Genomic DNA, 21259 nt, shown 5'->3' on the forward strand with positions numbered 1-21259 from the left:
GCAGTTAAATCGGCTCAAGGCTATCTATTGGCCAACGAGGTTTTGTTTTCATATCAAGCGTGGCAAATTGCCCTGCTTTTAAACGTTGCATTCCGGCATACGCAATCATTGCACCGTTGTCGGTACAAAATTCAGTACGCGGATAAAAGACTTCACCTTTCATACCTTTCATTACGCGTTCAAGCTGTAAACGTAGTTGTGTATTTGCACTTACACCACCGGCGATTACTAAACGCTTAATACCCGTTTGTTTAAGCGCTCGCTTGCACTTAATAACCAGCGTATCAATAACTGCAGTTTGAAATGCATGCGCTATATCAGCTTTAGTTTGCTCATCATCGTCGTTTTCACGAATAGTGATTGATGCCGCAGTTTTTAAACCACTAAAACTAAAATCAAGGCCCGGTTTATCAGTCATCGGGCGAGGAAAAATAAAGCGCTTCGCAACGCCTTGTTCGGCCATTTTAGCTAAGCGCGGACCTCCAGGGTAATCAAGACCAAGTAACTTAGCGGTTTTATCAAATGCTTCACCTGCGGCATCATCAACTGACTCGCCCAATACTTCGTATTGGCCAATACCCGCTACTTTAACCATCATGGTATGACCGCCCGATACAAGTAGTGCTATAAACGGAAATTCAGGGATGTTTTCTTCAAGCATGGGAGCAAGTAAATGCCCTTCCATATGATGAACTGCAACAGCAGGAATATCCCAACCATACGCTAACGAGCGACCAATAGAAGTGCCTACCAATAATGCACCAACTAAACCTGGGCCTGCGGTATAAGCAATGCCATCTAAATCTTCGGGGCCACAACCCGCTTGTGCAAAAGCAGCGTCTATAAGTGGCAGCGTTTTACGAACATGATCGCGTGATGCAAGTTCCGGTACTACACCGCCATAATCAGCGTGTACTTTTACCTGGCTGTATAATTGATGAGCTAACAAGCCTTTTTCGTCATCGTATATTGCAATACCTGTTTCATCACATGACGATTCAATGCCTAAAATTCGCACAGTACTTCTCCTGCCTTTTAAATTTTTACTTTGCTACTTTTATAACGTAAGACCAATATTTGTTTGGCCATCTTCAAGGGCAAACTTTTTAAGTGCCTTTACGCTATCAGAGGTAATACGCCCCATATTTTCTACAAAATCAATTAGCTCACCTAATACTTCAATTTCATACTGCATTAATGGATGCTCTCTAACTGCAGTGTTATCTGCAACCTCGCCCTCAACCGTCATTTGATATTCAATAAAGCGCGCTACGGTTGCTTGAGATATTTTGCTAACACTAATGAACTCTTGCTCATCTTGCGCCATTAAACCGTGCATTAAGCTAAGTAAAGACGTTGCAGCATCAATAGCAGGGTAAGCACCAAACATATCAAAATCAGCAAGCTCAGGAACATTAGGTTCTATTTTTTCAACTTGTTTTTCGAGATCTATTTTACTCTTTGGCAGTAATATTTTTTCCCAACAAACATTAAGCGAACTACGTAATAAGGTTTCGTCACCAAACCCCGTTGCTTCGCTAAATAAACCGTAATTTGGCAGCATTCGCTCTATTAAAGCACTCGCTAAAACGGCTTTCTGTAAATAGTTAAGCTCTCTAATACGCTGAAAATTATTTGCTTTAGTCATTCTTTAACGTCTCACACGACCAACAAAAATCGAATGTTGATCCATTATGCTCATTACAGTTAGGGCATACCCAATCTGGAGCGGATTGTTTTACTTGTTGATAGTTTACCAATATTTGTCGCGCATGGCGCTCTTTTATCGCATAAACCTGCACACTAACTTGTGTTTGATCAAATGGAATTTCTCCCATTGCGCCTTGGAGCATCTCACCTTTTATTTTGCATTCAATGCCACTGGTTTGTATTAAACCTTTAATAATATTAGCTTCAAGGGTATTTTCGGCTTTATAAATTGTAACCCATTGAAAGGAGCTATCTGTTGATTTTTTATTATTAATATTTTGCAATATTCACCTCATTTATTTTGTGTTAACAATATCCTGCGCTAGATTACTAGCATGCTGCACTTTTAAGGAATAAACATGACACTTACAACCCCGGGCCTACTTTTCCCGGCCATATCGCTGCTATTACTAGCCTATACAAACCGATTTTTAGTTTTAGCGCAATTAATTAGGGAGTTAAATACGCGCGAGGGTGAATCTATTCGCCCTGTTGTAGTGGCTCAAATCACTAATTTACGTAAACGCATTAAGCTAATTAGAACAATGCAAGTATACGGAGTCGCCTCTTTTCTACTGTGTACATTTTCAATGTTTGCTTTATTTATTGAATTTAATACCACGGGCATTATTTTATTTGGTGTTAGTTTAGCTTGTTTAAGTCTATCGTTATTAACGTCTTTATTTGAAATACATATTTCCTGCGATGCAATTGAAATAGAACTGCAAAGCATTGAAAACAAACCATTAAGCAATAGGATTAGTCGGAATTTTGTGAAATAAATTTGTATTTATCGCCTCCCTATTATTTGTCACAATAATCTTATATGTATGCCCCATTTTGGGACATACTTTTTTATTATTTAGAACAATCAGACTCCAATTATCCAATTAACCTATTGACTAAGAATAACTTTATGAAAATAGTCAATTGCAAAAATGTCGATAAAGAGCAATAAACAACTAGTCTTCAATTAAAAAAGTAATACTATTTGGTCGCTTTTTTCTTTAATTAATACTAAAAGGGGGGTATCCTGCTGGAAACACGTATGAACTAGCAAATATATTTCAATATAAAATTTTACTAAACTTTAGAATAAAAATTAATATATTTGATGTCCGCTGTATCTGCGACTTACTTATAAAAAAGGACTATAAAGTGAGATTTGAACAATTAGAGCAATTTGTAGCACTTGGAGTGTTACGTCACTTTAGACAAGCAGCTGAACAAACCCAAATCAGTACTTCAGCGCTAACGCGCAGCATTCAAACACTTGAAAATGAAATGGGATATGAGTTAGTAAAACGCTCAACACGTTCAGTTAAATTAACGCCAGAAGGCGAACTTTTTCTTGAATATGCTAAAACGACTCTATCGGAGCTTGAGCTAACGAAAAAACGGATTTTTCAATTAGTAAACGGTAATGCTAACGAAAAGCTGGTTATTGGCTATACCAATAAGGCAAGCAGCATAGTACCTATTTCTTGTGGGCAGTTTTTAGCTCAATATCCACATATAAAAATTGAAATGCAATTACAAGATCAGCAAGAGCTAACACGTAAACTCCAACAAGGAGAAATAGACATAAGTGTATACTCTCAAGCGATTAATAGTATTGGCAGTGATATTCACTTACCTGATCAGCTTGTATTATTTGTTTCAAAAAATCATCCTCTTGCACATAAAAACGATATAAGTAAGCAAAATCTTGATAGCTACCCTATGTTTGGCTGCTTCTCTCAATCGAAACAAGTGCAAACGATGCTTAATGAAGCTATTGATTCTTTAAATAAATCATCAAGTATTAAAGTGGGCAGTATCGAGCAAGTAATGGCTGGCGTAGTTAAATCAGATCATTTTGCTATTGCAAGCATTGAACATGCAAACACAATCGCAGAAAACCCTGAACTCGTGCAACTGAAAACAAATAAAGATTTAAACCACGAACAACTCGTTGTACAAACAAGCCAGCAAACCTCTATTACTGAACATGTAGAGCATTTACTATCGCTTATAAAGAAAGCGGGAGCTACATTTAGCTAATCCTATATTTTAAAAAGTGCGGCATAATAAACAGTAGCTTTAAATCGCTTTTCGGCTACACTGTCGCACCTTTTTTAAACAGCTGATGTGGATGAACACACTTTTTTGTCCTGATGTCTATTTAGATGATATAGAACGCCAAGGATACACCGTAATTCATAACGCGCTTATTGCCGATTTAGTTAACGATTTAGTTGCAGACTGCCACCGTATAAACCCCCACTTTAGCCTTGCCGGTATTGGTCGATTAAATAACTTACAAATAGATAAAACTATTCGCACTGACAAAACCTATTGGTTTGACGGCAGCTCTCAAGCACAGCTTACGTATCAAGCAATAATGCAAAGTATAAAAACCACGTTAAATCGTAGCTTTTTTATGGGGCTATTTGATTACGAATGCCATTATGCAAAATATACACAGGGGGACTTTTACAAAAAACACTTAGATGCATTTAAAGGTCGCTCTAATCGAGTATTTACAACGGTGCTTTATTTGAATACGCCAGAGCAAGGTGGCGAACTTGTTATATATAAACCTAAAAGTAAAGAAGTAGAAATAACCATTAAACCAACTGCTGGCACATTGGTTATGTTTGAAAGCGAACGTTTTGCTCATGAAGTGCTTCCTGCAGTTGACGAACGCTATTCTATTGCTGGATGGTTTAGAAAAAACGCCTCTATTAGCGGCATTATTGATCCGCCCCGATAGCTCTAAATTAAGTATTTTAACAGCCTTTATTGAGGCTTTTAAAATGCCATTGGGTACGAAAATAATAACCCTATAAAAATAGCCAAACCCACATAATGATTATTTAAAAATGCTTTAAAGCAGGCATCTCTTTCACGTTTATGAATAAGCGTTTGTTGGTAGGCCAATAAACCAGCTGCTACACTCAAACCAACGCCAAACGCGACACTTAAATGATTACTTATACCAATAAACGCAACCAGCGATATAAATACAGCATTAAGTAAAAAGATTATGTGGCGGTCGAATTTACCAAATAAAATAGCGGTTGATTTTACCCCTATTTTTAAATCGTCATCCCTATCAACCATGGCATACATAGTGTCATAAGCGACTGTCCAGCAAATGTTGGCTATAAATAATAACCATGCCTGCTGCGGTAATGCATTTATTGAAGCCATATATGCCATTGGAATAGCCCAACCAAATGCAGCTCCTAAAACGACTTGAGGTAATTGTGTATAGCGCTTCATAAAGGGATAACAAAAGGCTAAAGCCAAAGCCCCAAAAGAAAGCAAAATAGTATTAACGCTAAGCATTAATACTAAAATAAACGCAATAACTATGAGCAGTAAAAATAGGCTAAGTGCTTCACCACTACTAACCCGCCCTGAAGCTAGCGGCCGCTGAGCAGTACGCTTTACCGAGCCATCTATTTTCCTATCTGCAAAGTCATTAATTACGCACCCTGCGCTTCGCATAACAACCACACCTAATGTAAATACGATAAAGTTGAGTAAGCTAGGCATTCCGCTATTAGCAAACCACAAAGCCCAATATGTTGGCCAAAGTAATAACAAGGTACCTATAGGCTTATCTATACGCATTAGCTGTATGTAGTAAGGAATATGTTTTGGCTTTAAAGTAGCTAATCTCATGAGTACAAATACGCCCCGGGTAAAAATACTTCACACACTAAAAACTTATAATCTCGTAGCGAAAACACACTTCGACGACCTAGTAAGTTTTGTTTAGATAAATTTAATTGAGACACCAACTGCTGCAATGAATGTTCGCTGTTAAAACATGCTATTTCTATATCAGTGCGCACTAATTGAGGGTCTTGAAAAATAACATCACCAAGAGGTCGCTCTCCCATGTTAAGCAGAGGATTATCCGATTTATCTTGTCGTTTATTGTCGGGTAGCCAACTTTGTGCGTAGACCATTGGCTTATCATCACATAACAAAATTACTTCTCTATTTAGTGCCGATACGGCTGTGCAACTAAGTAATTTTTGTTGCTCAACCGATAAATCAAACGTTTGCTCACTGAGCACTTTTACAGAGAAGTTTTGCGATCGACTTTTTAATTTAGCCGTTAATGAATGAGGCTCAAATAGCCAATCACGCTCAGTCGCTGTTAAGCCACTTACTTGTGAAGTATGTTGCCAATTGGCAGACAAAGAAATAGGAAAAGTAGTCACAATTGCTCAATTAAATAAAAACCGGAGCAATAATAACATTGCCAATGCATTTGAAAAAGTGATGATTTACTGCCATAAATAACTAAGATAAATAACTGCTTGGCGCTGTTTATTACACACCATTGGGTATAAACTATTTACAACAGGTTTTTAGAAACGCTTTAAATATGAAAAAAATAGTATACGCAGGTCTTTTTACATTCTTTGTAAGCGTTATAAGCTTTACAGCTCGAGCTGAATCCACAGTTGGTTATTTTGGTTTTGAGCCAGATATAATTACTAACTATATTGGCCCATCAAGTAAAAAAATGGGCTATGTGCGCGTAACTATAGATTTAATGCTTAATGACACTTCAGATATTGCAATAGTAGAGCACCACACCCCTTTACTGCGCGATGCCTTAGTAGAAATATTTTCAAAAGAGTCTGAAGAGAAAATAAAATCACTTACTGGTCGAGAAGAAATACGTGCAAAGTGCGCCGAAAAACTAAAAAGCCTGTTAAAAGAAGAAACAGGACAAGAGATCATCCGTGAAGTCTTGTTCACTAAATATTTATATCATTAGTATTTAACGGTTAACGTTAAATATTTTAGCGGTATAGGCAAAAGCCATGCCGCTAACTAACCCACCTAAGTGCGCCCAATTAGCCATACCAACAAACAATACATCTGCAAAACCAAGTACTAGCCAAATCAACATAAAGCCAATAATTGCGGTACTAACCAGCGCAGGTTTGTTCGGATTTAAAAAGCTATGAATCCAACAAAAACCAAGTAACCCATATACCACACCGCTCAAACCACCAAAGTTGGGACCAACCATTAAATATTGTGCCCAATTACTAATAAGTGCAGTCACTAAAAACAAGCCTATTAAGCTTAGTTTTCCGCATTGTTTTTCGATATTATCACCAAGCGACATCCACCAAATTAAGTTAAACACTATATGCATCGCGCTAAAATGTACGAGGGCGGGCGTTAACCAACTTAAAGGCTGCGTAGGTTTAAACTGCATCATAGTGTAAATGGTCTCAAAACCACCTAGTAAAAAAGCAAAATAAATTATAACGCTTACAATACTTACAGTTTGATTTAACCAGCTGAGCGCTTTAAAACGGGCTATTAGATTGAGTGATTGCCCTTGATATTTAAGCGGCGATTGCGTGCTACCTACATCCCAAGATGCTTGTAGGTATTTTTCATGATTAGGGTTTTGTGTAAATTCAGCCCATAGAGGCTGAACTTGATGAAAGTCCTCCTCAGTCACGCTAATAATGACATTACTGCCATCTCCCGAGTGTATCTTTGCATCTAAACCTTGGCTTTTTAAATAATCTATAAAGCCTTGTGCGGCGCGCGGGTTATTTAAACTGCCAAGCTCTATCATCGCTCTACTTTCTCGCTGTAAGCTGCTTCCCAAGCGGTAAAACCACCATCCATGCTGTACACATCTTCAAAACCTTGCTCAACTAAATAACTAGCGGCGCCTTGAGAGCTCATACCGTGATAGCACACAATTATAATTGGCTGATCGAATTCTTTTTCCATCATAAACTGGGCAATATTACCGTTAGAAAGTGCCTCAGAACCTGGGATATGACCTGCTTGATACGAATTAGGATCGCGAATATCTGCAATTACAACGTCTTCTTTATCTAAAAGTTCTAACGTTTGTGCTATAGAAATATGTTTAAATGCCATTGAAGTCTCTTTAATTAATAGTATAAAAAAGGCGGCTAAAGCCGCCCTTCTTGTAATTTAGGTGGGAGTTAATCCCAGTTTAAAATTACTTTACCTGACTGACCTGAAATCATCATATCAAAGCCAGCTTGGAAGTCATCCACAGAATACTGATGTGTAATGATTGGATTCAAATCAAGACCAGACTGAATAAGACTTGCCATTTTGTACCACGTTTCGAACATTTCGCGACCGTAAATACCTTTAATCACTAAGCCTTTAAAAATAACTTGGTTCCAGTCAACCGCCATATCTGATGGTGGAATACCTAGCATGGCAATTTTGCCGCCGTGGTTCATGTTGTTAAGCATTGAATTAAAAGCACTTGGCACACCTGACATTTCAAGGCCAATATCAAAGCCCTCTGTCATACCTAGCTCTTTCATTACATCTTCAAGCTTTTCGTTAGCCACATTTACAGCACGTGACGCGCCCATTTTACGTGCTAAGTCTAGGCGGTATTCGTTCACGTCGGTAATAACAACATGGCGAGCACCCACGTGTTTTGCAACAGCCGCTGCCATAATACCAATTGGACCTGCACCGGTAATAAGCACATCTTCGCCAACTAAGTCGAACGATAATGCGGTATGAACGGCGTTGCCAAATGGGTCAAAAATAGAGGCTAATTCGTCAGAAATATTATCTGGAATTTTAAATGCATTAAATGCAGGAATAACTAAATATTCAGCAAATGCACCTTCACGATTTACGCCAACACCTGTTGTATTACGGCATAAATGTACACGCCCTGCACGACAATTTCGACAATGACCACAGGTAATATGGCCTTCACCTGATACGCGGTCGCCAACTTTAAAGCCGCGAACTTCTTGTCCCATATCAACTACTTCACCAACATATTCGTGACCAACAACCATTGGAGTCGGAATAGTTTTGCTTGCCCATTCATCCCATTTGTAAATATGTACGTCGGTACCACAAATAGCTGTTTTGCGAATTTTAATTAGTAAGTCGTTATGACCCACTTCTGGCTTTGGCGCATCTGTCATCCAAATGCCCGGTTCTGCTTTTAATTTAGATAATGCTTTCATAATTCACACTCAACTAAAAAACCGAAGCGAGGCTTCGGTTTAAAATAAAATTAAATAACGCCCATTTCTTTACCAATACGGGTAAATGCATCAATAGCAATATCGAGTTGCTCAATGCTATGCGCCGCTGAAATTTGTGTACGAATGCGGGCTTGCCCTTTTGGTACTACTGGGAATGAAAAGCCCGTTACGTAAATACCTTCAACAAGTAACTTATCAGCCATTAACGAGGCTACTTTTGCATCTCCCAGCATTACTGGAATAATTGCATGATCTTTACCTGCACACGTAAAACCAGCAGCTTCCATTTGCTCACGGAAATATTTAGCATTTGACCAAAGTTTAGCGCGAAGTTCACCGCCATTTTCTAGCATTTCAAGTACTTTAATTGATGCAGTAACAATTGAAGGCGCTAATGAGTTTGAGAACAAGTATGGGCGCGAACGTTGGCGTAACCACTCAACAATTTCTTTTTTACCTGAAGTATAACCACCTGAAGCGCCGCCTAGCGCTTTGCCTAATGTGCCGGTAATAATATCTACACGGTCTAATACATTACAGTACTCAGGTGTACCCTTACCGTTTTCGCCAACAAAGCCAACTGCATGAGAGTCATCAACCATTACAAGTGCATCGTATTTATCAGCTAGGTCGCACACAGCTTCTAAATTACAAATAACGCCATCCATAGAAAACACGCCATCGGTAGCAATTAGTTTAGTTTTAGCGCCAGCTTCATCTGCTGCAATAAGTTGCTTTTCAAGATCAGCCATGTCGTTATTTGCATAACGAAAACGCTTAGCTTTACATAAACGTACACCGTCAATAATTGATGCATGATTTAATGAATCAGAAATAATAGCGTCTTCTGCGCCTAAAATAGTTTCAAACAAACCTGTGTTTGCATCAAAACATGAAGAATATAAAATAGTATCCTCTGTTTCTAAAAACGCACTGATTTTTTGCTCTAGTGTTTTATGGATATCTTGAGTGCCACAAATAAAACGTACTGAAGCCACACCAAAACCATGATTATTTAAACCATTCTGCGCCGCTTCAATTAACTCTGGGCTATTAGCTAAACCTAAATAGTTATTAGCACAAAAATTGATTACTTTACCTGATGCAACTTCGATTTGAGCTTGCTGCTGGGACTTGATAATACGTTCGTTTTTATACAAACCTTCGGTTTTTACGTCTTCAATTTGCTGTTGTAGCTGGCTAAAAAAAGCAGATGCTCTCATCTGTGTTCTCCATTTATTTGAACGGGTAAACGACCACATTTAAGCGACTGTTTATTATGGGGGGTATTGTAAAAGTTTAATGGGGAAAATGCACGGTTTGCAGTTCGTCGCAAACGCCCTAAACTGGAAGGAATTCCTGCCAGTTTACAGGCTAATCTGTTTAGTCTATTTATGTCTTTAAAAGTGCAGGTAAACTGTTTATAGAATCGATAATTAAATCAGCCTCTTGCTTGGCACTTTCATCAAAGCTTTGACCTGAACGCACTAAAACGCGGGTAGTGATCCCTGCTTTTTTCGCAGCCTGCATATCACTGAGTTTATCGCCCACCATTATACTGCAAGCAGGGTCGATGTTATGCTCTTGTATGCCTTGCAATAACATCCCTGGCGCAGGCTTTCTGCAACTGCACTTTTTCAAATATTCAGGGTGCGCTTTTTTAGGGTGATGAGGGCAAAAGTACACATCGGCAACTTCAATACTGTGATCGCTAAATTGGGTTTTCATCCAATCAGTTAGTGCTAAAAAATCAGTTTCGGTGTAATAACCTCGGCCAATTCCAGATTGATTAGTGACGATTATGATTTTATAGCCCGCATCATAAAATGCTTTACAAGTACTAAAAACACCTTCAATAAATTCAAATTTATCGCTTTGATACACATAACCATGGTCAACATTTACTACGCCATCTCGGTCTAAAAAAAGTGCTTTATTTTTTTTTTGTGCATTCATTACAAAGACTCTTTTTGTACAACATGATCAAACATCGCTTTTACGTCATCAACTGTAATTTGGCTCATTAAATCATCGCCTTTTACGCGCGTACCCCACGGCACTTGCTCAGCTGTTTTACCAGTTTGCTTAAGCAAATTTTGATGATAAACCTCTACCACGTAGTCTTGGTATAAGTAAGGACCTGTGCGTGCTGGGTTTGAATGTGCGTATAAACCAATAACCGGCGTACCAACCGTTACCGCCATATGTGCAGGACCCGTATCGGGCGCAAGCACTAAGCTGCCACGCTTTAACACGCACAACAACTCTTTGAGTTTCGTTTTACCCACTAAATTTAAAATAGGTGTTTTACTATACTCAACAATACTATTTGCTAGGTTAATTTCAAGTTCTGTTGGCCCCCCTGTCAATACCACCTTAAAGTCTTGCTCATTTGCATAATCAGCCAATGCTGCATAACGATCAGCGAGCCAATTGCGCTGTGCTTTACTTGCTGCTGGCGATATTACTAACAGTTTATTAGTTAGGTACTTTGGTGTTAGTAACTCATCAGCAACCGCTTGGTCTTGCTCTGTATATGGCATGTCCCAACTCGGTTTATAATCAGCTACACCAATGGCTTTTGCAAAACCTTTAAAGCCTTCAAGCACATGCGCCTGAGCTTCTGGGGCTATTCGTTTATTAATAAACAAGCTGTGCAATTCTTTTGAACGCGCCCAATCAAACCCTATTTTTACTTTTGCCGGAATACAACGCGCTACAAACCCAGCCCTTAATGCAACTTGCATATTAAGTAGTACATCAAACTGTTGATCTTTAAAGCGTTGCTTTAAGCTTTTAAGTGCGGCTTTTCCTTGTTTTTTATCAAATACCACCAGCTCAACACCCGGTAAGTCGGCAAGTAACATCGCTTCTATTTTACCAATAACCCACGTGATTTTTGCATTTGGGTGTGCTTTTTGAATGGCTTGTACAGCACTCACACCATGACATACGTCACCAATGGCTGAGAGTCTTAATATACAAATAGATGAATAATTAGGAGCTTGAGTCACACATTCCCTTAGGTATTAAATACAAAAGCCGATCTTAAATTATAATCACGCTATTGCAAGCACTTATCCTGAGCTTTAAAACGCGCTAATATAGACACATTATTTAGCAATTACACAGAGCTATGTTTAAACAACACGTGCAAGGCAATCACACTGTATTAAGCCACCCCAAATACACAAGCCAAATTACTCTTGATTGGTTTGATGCCAACTTTTGGCAAAAACAAAATAAAATTGTGGGTGCTAAAAAAGGCAGAGCAACAGCGTGGTTTTTTAAACAAGATAATTTAACAGCCGTACTTAGGCATTATTGGCGCGGTGGTTTGGTCGGTAAATTGCTAAGCGATCAATATTTATACCCAGGGCTTGAACAAACCCGTGTTTATAAAGAATTTAGCTTAATGAGTAAACTTATAGAACTTGGTTTAAATGTACCAGCTCCTATAGCAGCTAAAATAACTCGCAGCGGGTTAATTTATCGTGGTGATATTATTACCGAGGCCGTTACAGGCGCTAAAAGTGTACTCGATGTATTAATTGAACGCCCATTGACTCAAGATGAGTTAGAGCGCATTGCTAAAACAATCGCACTATTTCATTCAAAAGGTGTATACCACGCTGATTTAAACATTAATAATATTTTGTTTGATGATACTGGTGATGTGTATATTATCGACTTTGATAGAGGTGAAATAAAAACGCCCAATCCACAATGGCAACAAAGCAATATGGCACGTCTTGAGCGCTCATTTTTAAAAGAACAGGGTAGAAACGAATCATTTAATTGGCAAGTAAGTGACTGGCAGACTCTGCACAGCAACTACCTTAAAGCGCTAGCTAATGTATAGCCAATGCTAAATACTGCAGAGCAACGTGCTCTGCCTGCACTTGTTTTAGAATATCTGCGTTTTCTACATTTGGCTTATCTGCTAGCACCTGCTTAATGGCATTGGCTAATGCCTCACTTTGTCCAACAGGTACTAAATATTTACTTAGCTCGCCTGTTAATATCTCGCTTGGTCCAAATGTACAATTAGTGCTAACTACGGGGGTGCCCACAGCCAAAGCTTCAACAATTACATTCCCAAACCCTTCAAAATCAGAACTAAGCAATAATGCTTCAGCCTGCTTAATCCAGTTGTACGGGTTTTGTTGAAATCCTGGCACTACTAACTGTTTTTCTATGCCGTATTCCTGTGCAAGCTTTAGCGCTTTAGCCGGTTTATTACATAAAAGTACTAACTTGTATTTTTTATCAAGCTTTGCAAATGCTGCAAATAATATATCGTGGCGTTTTTGTTTGGCGAGTCTTCCTACATGAATTAAGTAGGGCTCATTTGGGATATTGTTATTTTGCTCATTTGCTTGCTGATTTATTTTTTCAAAATCGAACGGGTTGTAAATAGTCGCAATTGCACTTGGGTTAATTAAATCCCCTTGTATTATTTCTTTTTCAACACCCTTTGATACGCAAATAAGTGATTTACCATTTAAATTTTGCTTACTTTTTTTAAGATATAAGTATGAAAATGGACCTAACTTTTTTTGACGTGCAAGTTCTGCATTAACTGAGTTGTGAATAACAAAATGAACATTTTTGATATTACTACGCGCGAGCAAGTTATTACTTCTATCAAGATTAGAAAGCACTAAATCAATATTGCCCAGCTCGCTTTGTTTTTTTTCAAACCAAGTTTGTAGTGTTAAAATGCTATTTTTACGCTGCCAAAATCGATCTACTTTTGATGCCCTATGTGCGAATAAACTCTCCACGTTAAGTACTTCAGGGATATTATATTCAATAGAGTTAGCAAGAGACAAAATAGTGATTCGGTGCTTTAACTTGGCCATTTCCTCAGCAAGGGTAAGCATTACTTTTTCAGCACCACCACCCACTAGGGAATCAATTACAATCACTATATTCATTAGCGATCCCCTATAAGCATATTTTTTATGCCATTAGTGATCACATCGAAGCTATGTGTATTATCAAGTTGGCTATATTTAGCAACGAATTCATTATAGAAAGGCTCGCTAATAACTTGAGCTATTTTCGTAGTGATTTCATCAATATCAAGATTTGCTTTTATGACAACACCTGCATTAACACAATGATCCAAACGTGTATTTTGATCTTTTGAGATAGCACATGCCACAACGGGGGTTTGAACTGCAATTGCTTGCAGTAAAGTATCTCCACCGCTAAGTAATGCGATTTTAGCTTGGCTCATTAATGCCAAAAAATCAGTACTTTGCAGACTTGCTAAACAAGTAACCTCATCACTTTCAGGAATGGCTTTCTTATAATTGGGACCAAACACAACAACTGCTTTTAAACCAGTGTGCTTAGTAATTTTAAGCGCGGCTTTAAAGTAAACATCAGCGCAATTAAGGTTATTTAATACATGTCCGCCTGAGCCAGCATTTACAATAAAATAGCCTTCCGATACTAAGTTATAGCGATTTAAAACATCACGTTTTTGCGCGCAAGAGGCAAATGTAACAAAAGGACCTACATTTCGAGGATGTGCCAAGGGAAACATGTCTAACTTAGTACTTTCAGCCCATGTAAGTGGCTCAATACAATAATCAGGCTGTACAACCCAATGTGTATCAATTAAATTAATTCTGTTAAGTTTTAAGCCTTTAGCACGTTTTTTTGCATGCTGAGAAATGAATATAACTTTAGCGCCTACCTTTTTAGCCGCCTTCATATGCCCTGCACGTCCTGCACAATCAAAAACAACGACATCAGGTTTAAATTGCTCTATAAAGTCGCAAACAAAATCAAGCTCTTTAGTCGCTGAGTGTTCGAGTAGTGTGGCTTCAAAAGGACAATCTTTTGCGTAGCTTGTATGCTTATTTAATATAAAGTGAATATCGAGAGAATCTGCAAGTTCTGCCTTTAAACTTTGAGCCAACAACAACGAGCGCATATATTCACCAATGCCTTCTGGTGATGATACTGGAATAAATAAAAGTCGTTTGTTGCTCATTGCATTCTCAATGTCCTATTTGAGCTCCAGTATATCAATCAGATACTTATTACGATAGACAGGTTACATTTTAATATATTAAATTAACTCTATATATTTGATTATTTACTGCAATAGCAGACTTAGATTGATAAACTTAGCCGCAATCTTAATCACAAGGATCTGAACTTTGCGAAACAGAATTTTTCTACTTTCTACTCTTTTTTGCGCTATGAGCGCATCAGTTAATGCTGAGCCATGGGTAAAACCCGATGATTATGGTCTAAGAGCTGATATTCAACAATTAGCTGATGCCGGTGTTATTTTAGCTCCTGTAACTACCTATCCGCTTATGTGGAAAAGTTTTATAAGCGATGTGGAAAGTATGCCGCTGGAGCAATTATCTCCAAGCTTACAAGATGCTTTACTTCGCGTTAAACATCGATATAAATCAGAAAATAGTAGCTCACATAGTCTTCAATTATCAGCTTTTGCAGCCACAGATCCAATCATAGCAACAAGCTTTGGTGCAACAAATACTCAAGAAACAGAGCTTTCTGCAGCTTACGCTTATTTAGGCGATAACTTTGCAGCTAAAGTAGCTATAAATTATAGAAAAGACGGTAAAAAGTGTTTAGTTGATGGAAAAATGACTGACGATATAGTTACCAACGAGCAAGCTTTAACCGATTGTAACGATACCTCACTTGATGATAGTTACTTAGCTTACCGTTTAGGTAACTGGATTTTTAGAGCGGGTGCTGTTGAACAATTTTGGGGCCCTGGAGTTGATAACAGCTTAATAATGTCTGGTAATGCAAAACCACTCCCTGCGTTGAGTGTTACTCGAGAAAAAAGTACCGCTTTTGAAGCACCATGGTTAAGCTGGATCGGCCAATGGGGCTTTACTGCACAAATGGCAAAACTTGAATCAACACGTGTTATTCCTGATGCATTACTGTGGAGTACTCGTGTTAATTTTCGTCCTATTCAACAATTAGAAATTGCACTTAGTTGGTCTGCACAATGGGCTGGCGATGGACAACCTAGTTCTGCAGGTGATTTTATTGATTTGATTACTGGAAAAACAGAATGTGTAGATGCAACTACAAACTGTGATTTATCAAATAGTGGATTAGAGTCCAAAATAGGTAATCAATTAGCTGGACTTGACATTCGTTGGTCTGACACATTATTAGGGCGCCCATATGCGATCTACGCCAGTACTATTGGAGAAGACGCAAGCTCACAATTTAAACCATCAGATAGAGCTTATTTATTTGGTTTACAAACTACACAACGCATATACGACCAAAACGTATTATTAAATATAGAATACACAGATACAGGAGTTGCATGTAAGACTTTTACTGAATCTGAAAACTGTTACTATGAACATTTAGATGGCAATTATAAATCAGGCTATCGCTACCATGGCCGTACAATTGGCTCAACTTACGATAATGATACACAATCAGTAGTTTTAACATTACTTGGCCAACTTTCTAACGGGGATGACTGGCAAGTGAAGTTACGCAATGTTGATTACAATAGCGATAGCAGCGATCTTTATCCTAACAACCCTGACTTAGGTAACACCATTACTAAAACAGGGTTTAACTCTAAACAGCTAGAAGTACGTTACAGAATGCTTTCTATGGGCGGCCGCGTCACTTTAGGTGCTTTTGCATCAAACAATGATGACGTAGATAATGATACATCAGCATTTGCCAAGTACGAATTCAATTTTTAATAAGTTACTTTATTAAAAATAAAAAGGGATGAAAACACTGTTTTCATCCCTTTTTTGTATTTGTTTAATAAGTTAAATCTGTAGCTACTGTTTAATTTTACTAATTACTTTTGATGTTGAACACCCATCTAAAAATTCAAGCACTTCAACTTTTCCGCCATGGCGAAGTACATGCTCAGCACCCGCTATTTGCTCTACGGTGTAGTCGCCACCTTTAACTAAAATATCAGGGCTTATCTGCTCGATTAATTTAGCTGGTGTATCATTTTCATCTAAGCTGCCAAATGGAATAACCCAATCAACAGAAGAAAGCGCACTAAGTACCATCGCACGCTCATCTAATGGATTAATAGGACGATCTGCCCCTTTTAAACGCGTGATCGATTCATCGTTATTTAACCCAACAACGAGTCTGTCTCCACGTGCTTTAGCTTGCGCTAAATAACGTACATGTCCAGCGTGTAAAATATCAAAGCAGCCATTAGTAAATACAATGGTTTCACCGTTTTGTTTTGCAAATTCAATATGCTGAAGTACATCATCAAATGGTGTTTGGTAATGCTCACCAGTAGTATGTAAATACTGTCCAAGCTTACGACTTAATTCTTCTGGCGAAACCGTAGCTGCTCCAAATTTACTAACCGCTATACCTGCCGCTAAATTAGCAATCTCTACAGCGTCTTTAGGTTCCATGCCCGCGCCAAGCATTACCGCCAGTGTTGCTATAACAGTATCGCCAGCGCCAGTAACATCGCTTACTTCAAGTTCCTGCGCTGCAAAGTCAAACTTTTCATCTGCGTTAATAAGCGACATACCTTGCTCAGAACGCGTAAGTAACATTGCCTTAATACCATTTTTGCTAATTAAATCACGAGCACTTGCTGCTAAAGCTTCTTCTGAATCAGTTTGACCACCCGCTAACTTAAATTCATGTAAATTAGGCGTAATGTAATCAGCACCTTCATATAAATGTAAATCAGGTGATTTAGGGTCGATTAAAACTGTTTTACCTGCACTTTTAGCAAGGCTTACCATCTCTTTAATTAAGCTTAAAGATCCTTTGCTGTAATCAGAGAACACTATAAAATCGTATTCATCAAGTACAAGCTCTAAACGGTTTAATAAAAGTTGGCTGTGTTGCTCGGTAAATGTTTCTTCTAAATCAAGACGAACCAGTTGTTGGTGGCGGCTAATAACACGCATTTTTGAAATAGTCGGTAAATCACATACACTGACTAATTGTGAACTTATTTTTTCACCTTTTAGAATTGTTTCTAAAATTTGTCCGCTTTCATCTTCACCAATTAAACCGAGCAAGCCGACTTTTGCATCTAACCGCGCTATATTTTTTGCAACGTTAGCTGCGCCGCCCGCTTTGTCTTCGAATTTACTTACTTTAACGACAGGTACTGGCGCTTCTGGCGAAATACGCCCTGTATCGCCATACCAATAACGGTCTAGCATTACATCGCCAACAACCAATATTCGTGCTGCCGATAAATTTTTTAATAACGATAAATCCATTACTGCTGCTCCGCAACAACCATATCCATGGCTTCACATAACCAGTGACCTATAAACATGTGAGCTTCTTGGATACGTGCTGTTTCATCATTTTTTATAATAATAGGTAACTTAGCAATATCTTTTACTTTACCGCCATCACGTCCAGTTAATGCCACTGTAAAAGCGCCTAGTTTATTTGCAGCTTCTAATGCTAAATTAATATTATTACTAGTACCTGATGTGGTTAAACCTATAACTAAATCTTCTGGTTTACATAGCGCTTGAACTTGGCGTTCAAACACCGTATCAAAGTGATAATCGTTGCTGTGTGCGGTTAAAATTGATGTATCTGTAGTCAATGCCATAGAGGCAAGTGGGCCACGCTCTAATTTGTAGCGCACTACAAACTCGGCTGCTAAATGCTGAGCATCTGCTGCACTACCGCCGTTACCAAACCAAACAATCTTGCCACCCGCTTGTAATGCGCTGTGGCATGCTTCTAACAGTTGCATAGATTCTTGATGATAAGCTTCCATCGTTTCAAATAATGCTTGATGACGGTTTAATGTTTCAACGTAGCTAGTTGCCACTGAATCGATAATTGACATGAAAAATTCCTCTAGGAACTGAAATAGCAGGGAAAAATTAAATCTATTATTCCATAATTTTATTTAATTGTGTGCATTTTATCGGGTTATAACTGAACCCAGACCATATTTTATTGTGAGTATGTTTAGAAAACGACTATTTCACGGTAAACTAACGCCACTTCCCTTTAAGAAAGATCAGTATGGCACGCATTTTTTACTCTCTAGCATTAATTTTTATTAGCCCACTGATTGTATTTTATCTCTATATTTTACGAGGTAAAAAAAACCAAGGCTATCGTGCACACTTTAAAGAGCGCTTTGGGTTTGTCAGTAAGTCTTTATTTTCGACTAAAGCTAAACCTTTAGTTTTTCATTGTGCGTCTGTTGGTGAGGTACTTGCCGCAACGCCACTTATTAAAGCGCTTCAAAAAGCGCATCCAAATTTAAATATACTTATAACCTGCAATACTCCAACAGGCAGAGAGCAAATACTTAGCCAATTTAAAAACACAGTAGCATGTAGCTACTTACCAATCGATTTTCCGTTTGCGACAGCCCGATTTTTAAAACGTATAAAGCCACAAGCATTATGTATTTTAGAAACCGAGCTATGGCCAAATTTAATGGCGATAAGTCATAAAAAAAACATACCCGTGCTTGTCATCAATGCAAGACTCTCTGAAAAGTCGCAGCAAGGCTATCAAAAGGTCGCTAAATTAACGCATATTATTATGCGCTCAATTACAGTACTTGCGAGTCATAACAAGGCAGATGCGGAGCGTTTTATAGAGCTTGGTCTCGAAACTTCAAAAAGCCATGTAACGGGCTCTATAAAATTTGATATAACGCCAAGTGAAGAGCAATTAGCCAAGGTACTCAACCTTAAACAGCTTTATAGTATTAATAAAAATAATAGTAATGAAAATAGCAGTACTGAACACAACAATGGCGAACGCTTTGTATGGGTTGCAGGCTCAACACATCCTGTAGAGCATGAATTGGTATTGGCAGCTCACCAACAGCTACTAAAAAAACAACCGAATGCATTACTTATAATTGCTCCGCGCCATCCAGAGCAATTTGATAAAGTGGCAGAGCTTTTAACACAAAGCCCACTTAGTTTTAGCCGTCGTAGACAAAATAACTACAACAATGAACAAGTCCTCCTTGCTGATACGCTTGGTGAGTTACAGTGTTTATATGGCGCTGCAAATGTGAGCTTTATTGGCGGCAGCTTAATCCGCAGAGGTGGGCACAATCCATTAGAATCAGCAGCATTTTCGGTGGGCGTAATAACGGGTCCGCATACATACAATTTTGATCATGTTTACCCCGAGCTAATAAAGCTTAAAGGCGCTGTAGTGGTTGATAATAACGACGAGCTTGCAAAACAGCTTATAACGTTTAGCCAAAATACAAAAGCATGCCAAACCTTAGGTATTAAAGCTGCTCAATGCGTTGCTAAAAACCAAGGTGCTATACAAAAAACACTTAACATTATTAATCAATATTTAGAGCCAAAATCGTGACCAATATAGCCATAAGCCAAACCCGCGAATGGGTATCATCTGTTATTGTTAAATATAACTTTTGCCCGTTTGCCCGCAAAGAAGTAGAAAATAATTGTATTCATTACATCGTAAGCCCAGCAACGAGCATGGATGACGCCGTAATGGATATGCTTGAGCAATGTGTTGAGCTTGACCGTGAACCAGAGCGCGAAACAACGCTTATCATGTTTGATAACGGCTTTAGTGATTTTGAAGACTTTTTAGACTTGGTCGATTTAGCTAATGCGCTTTTAGTCGCGCAAGGGTTTGAAGGCAAGTATCAAATTGCTAACTTTCATCCTGATTACGTATTTGCCGACAGTGATGAAACCGATGCCGCAAACTACACAAATAGAGCGCCTTTTCCTACTCTGCATTTAATCCGCGAAGCAAGTATGAGCGAAGCGCTTGATAGTTATAACGAGCCTGAATCTATTCCAGAGCATAATATAAACCTAGCAAGGCGTAAGGGTATTGATTTTTGGCAGCAGTTACTCGAAGGCTGTAAAAAACCGAGCGCTTAGAGGCTCGGTTTTATTCTTGATTTTATTCTTAGCTTTAGCAAAGTAAAGCTAGCTGGGATCGCTATTTTTTAACCCAGTTACCATTAACTTCAACGTAATGACCACTTTGGGTTTTTTCAATTGTTTTGGCAGCGGCGAGTGCCTCTACTTGTGAAAGTGACAAGTTATTCTTTTTAGCCAGCTTTAAGTACTGCGCTTTACGCTTTGCATTTATGTCATCAACAACCGCTTTTGCTTCTGCATTTTGTACAACAAGCCCTAAATAACCAGAGCTATCTTCACCGACTAAACCTTGGTTTTTGGCGTCATCAAGGCTAATAGCCCACGCAGAGAACGACATACATACAGCACTAAGTAATGTAATAATATTTAATTTTTTCTTCGTATTCATGTTATGGCTCCTTAAAATAACTCACTGTCGTCACTAAATAAACTGTCGAGTTCTTTGTCTACTTTTACGCGAATTTCGTGATCAACTTTCACATTTAAATTAATTGTAATAGGCTCTTTTGCAGACACCTCAACACGGTGCGTGCAGGCACTTAGTACGCTAATAGCACCCAGCGCGAGCAGTACTTTTATCGATAACGACTGTCTCAT

At 38.5% G+C, this 21259-nt stretch carries 25 protein-coding genes; 8 read left to right on the plus strand and 17 right to left on the minus strand.

The window, feature by feature from the left end:
- Positions 1 to 4: 4 nt before the first annotated feature.
- From tsaD to GQR55_RS13155, 3 genes are read right to left on the minus strand one after another with little or no spacing between them, the layout of a single operon-like run.
- Positions 5 to 1018, minus strand: a complete 1014-nt coding sequence (tsaD, locus tag GQR55_RS13145; RefSeq protein ID WP_166420963.1) for a tRNA (adenosine(37)-N6)-threonylcarbamoyltransferase complex transferase subunit TsaD — start codon at positions 1016 to 1018, stop codon at positions 5 to 7.
- A gap of 39 nt (positions 1019 to 1057) precedes the next feature.
- Positions 1058 to 1648: a YjaG family protein gene (locus GQR55_RS13150; RefSeq protein WP_166420964.1), complete on the minus strand. Its 591-nt coding sequence runs from the start codon at positions 1646 to 1648 to the stop codon at positions 1058 to 1060.
- Complete coding sequence (locus GQR55_RS13155; RefSeq protein ID WP_166420965.1) at positions 1641 to 1994, minus strand: DUF2007 domain-containing protein; 354 nt, start codon at positions 1992 to 1994, stop codon at positions 1641 to 1643. Before GQR55_RS13155 ends, GQR55_RS13150 begins: the two co-directional genes overlap by 8 nt.
- Positions 1995 to 2069: 75 nt before the next feature.
- On the opposite strand from GQR55_RS13155, the gene GQR55_RS13160 reads away from it, so the two are divergent.
- The 3 genes from GQR55_RS13160 (at position 2070) to GQR55_RS13170 (ending at position 4465) form a co-directional block, all read left to right on the plus strand.
- A complete protein-coding gene (locus GQR55_RS13160) occupies positions 2070 to 2492 on the plus strand; it encodes a DUF2721 domain-containing protein (protein WP_010554403.1) in 423 nt (140 codons plus the stop codon).
- A gap of 376 nt (positions 2493 to 2868) precedes the next feature.
- Positions 2869 to 3753, plus strand: coding sequence for a LysR substrate-binding domain-containing protein (locus tag GQR55_RS13165; RefSeq protein WP_166420966.1), 885 nt, complete (start codon positions 2869 to 2871; stop codon positions 3751 to 3753).
- A gap of 91 nt (positions 3754 to 3844) precedes the next feature.
- The gene (locus GQR55_RS13170; RefSeq protein WP_166420967.1) at positions 3845 to 4465 is read left to right on the plus strand and encodes a 2OG-Fe(II) oxygenase; all 621 of its coding nucleotides are present in this window, start codon (positions 3845 to 3847) and stop codon (positions 4463 to 4465) included.
- 38 nt (positions 4466 to 4503) lie between these two features.
- Here the strand turns inward: GQR55_RS13170 and ubiA are convergent, their stop codons facing one another.
- Positions 4504 to 5382: a 4-hydroxybenzoate octaprenyltransferase gene (ubiA, locus tag GQR55_RS13175; protein ID WP_166420968.1), complete on the minus strand. Its 879-nt coding sequence runs from the start codon at positions 5380 to 5382 to the stop codon at positions 4504 to 4506.
- Positions 5379 to 5930, minus strand: coding sequence for a chorismate lyase (locus tag GQR55_RS13180; RefSeq protein WP_166420969.1), 552 nt, complete (start codon positions 5928 to 5930; stop codon positions 5379 to 5381). The genes ubiA and GQR55_RS13180 overlap by 4 nt, the downstream gene beginning before the upstream one ends.
- Positions 5931 to 6097: 167 nt before the next feature.
- Here GQR55_RS13180 and GQR55_RS13185 point away from each other — a divergent pair, with 167 nt between their 5' ends.
- A complete protein-coding gene (locus tag GQR55_RS13185) occupies positions 6098 to 6496 on the plus strand; it encodes a flagellar basal body-associated protein FliL (RefSeq protein ID WP_149594114.1) in 399 nt (132 codons plus the stop codon).
- A 3-nt stretch (positions 6497 to 6499) separates the two neighbouring features.
- On the opposite strand, the gene glpG is transcribed toward GQR55_RS13185, so the two are convergent.
- The 6 genes from glpG to GQR55_RS13215 form a co-directional block, all read right to left on the minus strand.
- A complete protein-coding gene (glpG, locus tag GQR55_RS13190) occupies positions 6500 to 7318 on the minus strand; it encodes a rhomboid family intramembrane serine protease GlpG (RefSeq protein ID WP_166420970.1) in 819 nt (272 codons plus the stop codon).
- Positions 7315 to 7632 (minus strand): thiosulfate sulfurtransferase GlpE, encoded by a 318-nt coding sequence (gene glpE / locus GQR55_RS13195; RefSeq protein ID WP_077537084.1) that lies wholly within the window; start codon positions 7630 to 7632, stop codon positions 7315 to 7317. The genes glpG and glpE overlap by 4 nt, the downstream gene beginning before the upstream one ends.
- A 68-nt stretch (positions 7633 to 7700) precedes the next feature.
- On the minus strand, positions 7701 to 8726 hold the full coding sequence (gene tdh, locus GQR55_RS13200) for an L-threonine 3-dehydrogenase (RefSeq protein ID WP_002961053.1): 1026 nt from the start codon (positions 8724 to 8726) through the stop codon (positions 7701 to 7703).
- Positions 8727 to 8776: 50 nt separating this feature from the next.
- A complete protein-coding gene (locus tag GQR55_RS13205) occupies positions 8777 to 9970 on the minus strand; it encodes a glycine C-acetyltransferase (RefSeq protein WP_165741391.1) in 1194 nt (397 codons plus the stop codon).
- Positions 9971 to 10139: 169 nt separating this feature from the next.
- On the minus strand, positions 10140 to 10703 hold the full coding sequence (gene gmhB / locus GQR55_RS13210) for a D-glycero-beta-D-manno-heptose 1,7-bisphosphate 7-phosphatase (protein ID WP_166420971.1): 564 nt from the start codon (positions 10701 to 10703) through the stop codon (positions 10140 to 10142).
- The gene (locus GQR55_RS13215) at positions 10703 to 11761 is read right to left on the minus strand and encodes a glycosyltransferase family 9 protein (RefSeq protein WP_166420972.1); all 1059 of its coding nucleotides are present in this window, start codon (positions 11759 to 11761) and stop codon (positions 10703 to 10705) included. Before GQR55_RS13215 ends, gmhB begins: the two co-directional genes overlap by 1 nt.
- Before the next feature lie 122 nt (positions 11762 to 11883).
- Between GQR55_RS13215 and GQR55_RS13220 the strand changes: the two genes are divergently transcribed.
- Complete coding sequence (locus GQR55_RS13220) at positions 11884 to 12609, plus strand: 3-deoxy-D-manno-octulosonic acid kinase (RefSeq protein WP_165741388.1); 726 nt, start codon at positions 11884 to 11886, stop codon at positions 12607 to 12609.
- On the opposite strand, the gene GQR55_RS13225 is transcribed toward GQR55_RS13220, so the two are convergent.
- Both GQR55_RS13225 and GQR55_RS13230 read right to left on the minus strand, forming a co-directional pair.
- Positions 12599 to 13687 carry a glycosyltransferase gene (locus GQR55_RS13225; RefSeq protein ID WP_166420973.1) on the minus strand — a complete coding sequence of 363 codons (1089 nt, stop codon included), beginning with the start codon at positions 13685 to 13687 and terminating at the stop codon, positions 12599 to 12601. The two genes, GQR55_RS13220 and GQR55_RS13225, sit on opposite strands and share 11 nt — an antisense overlap.
- On the minus strand, positions 13687 to 14757 hold the full coding sequence (locus GQR55_RS13230) for a glycosyltransferase family 1 protein (RefSeq protein ID WP_165739968.1): 1071 nt from the start codon (positions 14755 to 14757) through the stop codon (positions 13687 to 13689). The genes GQR55_RS13225 and GQR55_RS13230 overlap by 1 nt, the downstream gene beginning before the upstream one ends.
- 211 nt (positions 14758 to 14968) lie before the next feature.
- Here GQR55_RS13230 and GQR55_RS13235 point away from each other — a divergent pair, with 211 nt between their 5' ends.
- Complete coding sequence (locus tag GQR55_RS13235) at positions 14969 to 16489, plus strand: capsule assembly Wzi family protein (protein ID WP_166420983.1); 1521 nt, start codon at positions 14969 to 14971, stop codon at positions 16487 to 16489.
- 84 nt (positions 16490 to 16573) lie between these two features.
- Here GQR55_RS13235 and hldE read toward each other — a convergent pair whose 3' ends face one another.
- A complete protein-coding gene (hldE, locus tag GQR55_RS13240) occupies positions 16574 to 18013 on the minus strand; it encodes a bifunctional D-glycero-beta-D-manno-heptose-7-phosphate kinase/D-glycero-beta-D-manno-heptose 1-phosphate adenylyltransferase HldE (RefSeq protein ID WP_166420974.1) in 1440 nt (479 codons plus the stop codon).
- Entirely contained in the window at positions 18013 to 18603 is a 591-nt protein-coding gene (locus GQR55_RS13245; RefSeq protein ID WP_002961065.1) for an SIS domain-containing protein, read from the minus strand. The genes hldE and GQR55_RS13245 overlap by 1 nt, the downstream gene beginning before the upstream one ends.
- A gap of 182 nt (positions 18604 to 18785) precedes the next feature.
- Here GQR55_RS13245 and waaA point away from each other — a divergent pair, with 182 nt between their 5' ends.
- The gene (gene waaA, locus GQR55_RS13250; protein WP_166420975.1) at positions 18786 to 20114 is read left to right on the plus strand and encodes a lipid IV(A) 3-deoxy-D-manno-octulosonic acid transferase; all 1329 of its coding nucleotides are present in this window, start codon (positions 18786 to 18788) and stop codon (positions 20112 to 20114) included.
- Positions 20111 to 20659 carry a DUF1415 domain-containing protein gene (locus GQR55_RS13255; RefSeq protein WP_165729383.1) on the plus strand — a complete coding sequence of 183 codons (549 nt, stop codon included), beginning with the start codon at positions 20111 to 20113 and terminating at the stop codon, positions 20657 to 20659. Before waaA ends, GQR55_RS13255 begins: the two co-directional genes overlap by 4 nt.
- A 61-nt stretch (positions 20660 to 20720) precedes the next feature.
- On the opposite strand, the gene GQR55_RS13260 is transcribed toward GQR55_RS13255, so the two are convergent.
- Both GQR55_RS13260 and GQR55_RS13265 read right to left on the minus strand, forming a co-directional pair.
- Positions 20721 to 21050 (minus strand): YdbL family protein, encoded by a 330-nt coding sequence (locus GQR55_RS13260; protein ID WP_166420976.1) that lies wholly within the window; start codon positions 21048 to 21050, stop codon positions 20721 to 20723.
- Between the two features lie 11 nt (positions 21051 to 21061).
- Positions 21062 to 21259, minus strand: a complete 198-nt coding sequence (locus tag GQR55_RS13265) for a YnbE family lipoprotein (protein ID WP_165729381.1) — start codon at positions 21257 to 21259, stop codon at positions 21062 to 21064.

It is taken from the genome of Pseudoalteromonas sp. Z1A8 (assembly GCF_011378855.1).
GTDB lineage: Bacteria > Pseudomonadota > Gammaproteobacteria > Enterobacterales > Alteromonadaceae > Pseudoalteromonas.